Annotated in this window: 2 protein-coding genes; both read right to left on the bottom strand. The window is 76.4% G+C overall.

The window, feature by feature from the left end:
• Positions 1-8: 8 nt before the first annotated feature.
• The gene (locus ACFWEJ_RS27895; protein ID WP_377232416.1) at positions 9-1661 is read right to left on the bottom strand and encodes an amidohydrolase family protein; all 1653 of its coding nucleotides are present in this window, start codon (positions 1659-1661) and stop codon (positions 9-11) included.
• Positions 1658-3616 carry a beta-N-acetylhexosaminidase gene (locus ACFWEJ_RS27890; protein ID WP_377232415.1) on the bottom strand — a complete coding sequence of 653 codons (1959 nt, stop codon included), beginning with the start codon at positions 3614-3616 and terminating at the stop codon, positions 1658-1660. Before ACFWEJ_RS27890 ends, ACFWEJ_RS27895 begins: the two co-directional genes overlap by 4 nt.
• Positions 3617-3734 lie beyond the last annotated feature (118 nt).

Below are 3734 nucleotides of genomic sequence, written 5' to 3'. Positions count from 1 at the left end.
GGGGATGGTCACGAACCTGAGGCGGGACGCAGCCCGTGCCCCGGCGTCTCTCCCGTGAGGGCTCCGTCCGCCAGCACGTGCACCCCGGCCACCAGCACGTCCTCGATGCCCGTGGCGGGCGTGCGCGGCTGCTCGTACGTCGCCTCGTCCTGGACCCGGCCGGGGTCCACGAGCACGAGGTCCGCCACGGCCCCGGGCACGAGGCGGCCGCGTCCCGCGAGGCCGAACCGGCGGGCCGCCCGGGCCGACAGGTGCTCGGCCGCGTCCCACCAGCTCCACGAGCCGCGGCGCACGTGCTCGTCGAGGAACCGCGCGAAGGCGCCCCAGCCGCGGGGGTGCGGCCGGCCGCCCCGGTAGATCGCGTCGGACCCGGCGAGGTGGCCCTCGTACCCGGCGAGCGTGCGGACCGACTCGGGCGAGTTGGTGGGCGGCTGCGCGAAGACGCAGCTCGCCCGGAGGGCGGTGGTCGTGAGGATCTCGACCACGGTGTCGGGGGCCGAGCGCCCCAGCCGGGCGGCGACGTCGGGCAGGGTCAGACCCTCGGCCCACTCCATGCCGGGCACGGACGCGAAGGTGATGCGCGGCCAGAGGTCGGTGAGGCCGGCGAAGTGCTCGCCCAGGCCCCCGGCGAGGGCGGGGTCGCGCAGGGCGGCGACGGTCGCGGCGGCGTCGGCCACGGGGAGCCACGTGGGCAGCGCGACCATCGACAGGATGGAGCAGCCGCGCAGGTAGGGGTAGGAGTCGTAGGTCAGGTCGTGGCCCGCGGCGCGCGCCGCCCCGATGTGGTCCAGCAGGTCCCGCGCGGGGCCGTGCAGGTGGGACACGTGGGTGGCGACGCCGGACGCGCGGGCGATCCGCAGCAGCTCGTCCAGCCCCGCGACGCCCTTGTCCTCGTAGCTGCGCATGTGGCTGACGTGCGGCAGCCCGCGGGCCGCGACCACCTGGGCGAGCGCGATCAGCTCCCGCTCGTCGGCGTAGGCGGCGGGCACGTACTCCAGCCCGGTCGACAGGCCGCAGGCGCCGTCGTCCAGGGCCAGCTCCAGCAGGCCGACCATGGCCGCGATCTCGTCGTCCGACGCCGGGCGCTGCGCCGCCCCCAGCACCCGGTACCGGAGGGTGCCGTGGGGCGCCAGATAGGCGACGTTCACGGGGACCGTGCGGTGGTAGGTCGTCAGCAGGTCGCCCACGGACCCGCCCGCGAACCCGGGGTGGTCGCCGTCGATCGCGGCGAAGTACCTGCTCGCCCACGCGTAGGTCGCGGGGTCGGACGGCGCGAACGACACGCCGTCCTGGCCGGTCACGACCGTCGTGATGCCCTGGCGGAGCATGGCGAGCTGCACGTCCGGCTCGAAGACGGCGGCCTCGGCGTGGGTGTGCGCGTCCACGAAGCCGGGCAGGGCGACGCGGCCGTGCGCGTCGAGGGTCCGGGTGTCGGGCTCGGTGTCGTCCGGGGCGGTGTCGTCCGGGGCGGTGTCGTCCGGGGCAGCGGCGTTCGGTCCGGCGGCGTCCGATCCCACTCCGTCCGGCGCGGCGAAGTCCCGCGCGCCCGCGCGGGTGATCGCCGCGATCCGGCCCCGCACGACGTGCAGGTCCAGCGGTTCGGACAGGGTCCCGTCGGGTTGCGGCAGGCGGGCGCCGCGGACGTGGACGGTGCCGGTCACACGTCGCCCTCCGGGCTCCGCTCGTCCGACCGGCCCTGCTCGTCCGCCGGGGTCTGCTCGTCCGAGAGGGTCTGCTCGTCCGAGAGGGTCTGCTCGTCCGACGGGGTCCGCTCCGGCAGGTTCTGCTCCGGCAGGTTCTCGACGCCGCCGTCCTCCCGCCAGCCGCCGAGCCCCGCCCAGCCGCCGACGGCGGTCTCGGCCGCGAGGTCCCGCGGGTAGCCCTGGACACCGGGCCGGGTCTGCCAGGGGTGCGGCCCGGCGAGCGGCCGGTACTCGACGCCGTACGCGTCGAGGCGCGGCAGGTGGTGCCGCTCCAGCCGGTCCAGGAACTCCTTCGACGCCGCCGAGCCCGGCTCCCGGTCGCCGCGCGGCGACCAGACGACCTCGGCGAACGCGGCCAGCCGGGGATAGGTCGCGAAGTCGACCCGCCGTGCGCTGTCCAGATGCTCGGTCCACACCTGAGCCTGCGCCCCGAGCAACCGCCCCCCTGCCCGTTGAGTGCTGGGTATCTGTGGGGTCGAGGCCCCCTGAGCCGACAAATACCCAGCACTCAGCGCGGGTGGGAGGGGGTCGAACGCGTAGACGTCCTCGATCGTGCGCAGGAAGCCGACCGGGATGGGTTCCGCGGGGTGCTCGCCGGCCCGGTGGTCCAGGTAGACGGCCTGCTCGGGCGCCATGACGACGTCGTGCCCCGCGGCGAGCGCGGCCGCGCCCTGCGCGTACCCACGCCAGGACGTGACGATCACGTCGCGCGGGAGCATGGGCGAGACGGCCTCGTCCCAGACGACGGCGCGGCGGCCCGCGGCGGACACGTGCTCCGCGAGCCGGGCGACGAACCAGCCGTGCAGCTTTCCGACGTCGACGGCGCCGTCCGGCCCGAACAGGCCCAGCGCCCGGGCGCGCTCGACGATCTGCGGCGACTCGCGCCAGAGCGTCGGCGGCACCTCGTCGCCGCCGAGGCCGATCCAGGGAGCGTCGAAGACCTCCAGCACCTCGTCCAGCACGTGCCGGAAGAACGCGAGCGAACCCTCGGACGGGTCGAGCACGTCCTGGCTGATGCCCCAGGTGGTGCGGACGCCGCTGCGGTCCTTGCGCGTGCCGAGCTCGGGATAGGCGGCGACGGCGGCCTCGACGTGGCCGGGCACGTCGATCTCGGGAACCACGGTGATGCCCCGGTCGCGGGCGTAGGCGACGATCTCGCGCAGGTCGTCCTGCGTGTAGAAGCCGCCGTGCGGACGGCCGTCGCGGGAGCCCGTGCGCCAGGTGCCGACGGTCGACTCGCGCCGCCACGCCCCGGTGCGCGTGAGCTCGGGGTACCGGTCGATCTGCACGCGCCAGCCCTGGTCGTCCGTGAGGTGGAGCTGCAGCACGTTCAGCCGGTGGGCGGCGGCGAGGTCGATGAACCGCAGCACGTCGTGCTTGGGCAGGAAGTGGCGGGCGACGTCGAGCAGCACGCCGCGCCAGGCGAACCGCGGGTGGTCCTCGATCCGCACGGCCGGGAGCACGGGCCCCGGCGTCGCGCCGCCGTCGTCGGCGGGTGCCCGGTAGCCGGCGGGCCCCCGGTAGTCCGCGGGCGCACGGCGGAACGCCGCGGGTCCGGCGAGCTGGCGCAGGGTCTGCGCGGCGGCATGGGCGCCGGCGAGGTCGGCAGCCTCGACGCGCACGGTCCCGGTCGCCGCGCCCTCGGCCGTCGCAGGCCGCGCGTTCACCTCGACGCGGTAGCCCCCGGTCGGCAGGTCGGCCGCGAGCGCGAGCACGACGTCGGCGGGCCCTTCGGCCACCGGAACCAGGTCGATCCCGAAGGCCTCCTCCGTGACCCGCCGCCACCAGCGCGCGGCCGGCCGCAGGGCCGGGTCGGTCAGGACCCGCGCGGCGTCCCGGAGCAGCACCGAACCGCCCGGCACCTGCGTCGACGCAGGCAGGGGAACAAGGCCAGGATCTCCGGGCGAGTGCACGCCGCACACCCTAGCGCGGCGCCCCCGCCCGGACGCGGCAGCCCGCGTCGAACGTAGGATCCGTCGGCCCCGGGGGGGGCCAGGGGCGCCCGGCCCCCCGGGGGACGGCACCACGGCC

The organism is Promicromonospora sp. NPDC060204 (assembly GCF_042728455.1).
Lineage (GTDB): Bacteria > Actinomycetota > Actinomycetes > Actinomycetales > Cellulomonadaceae > Promicromonospora.
This window is presented reverse-complemented; position numbering and strand designations above follow the sequence as displayed.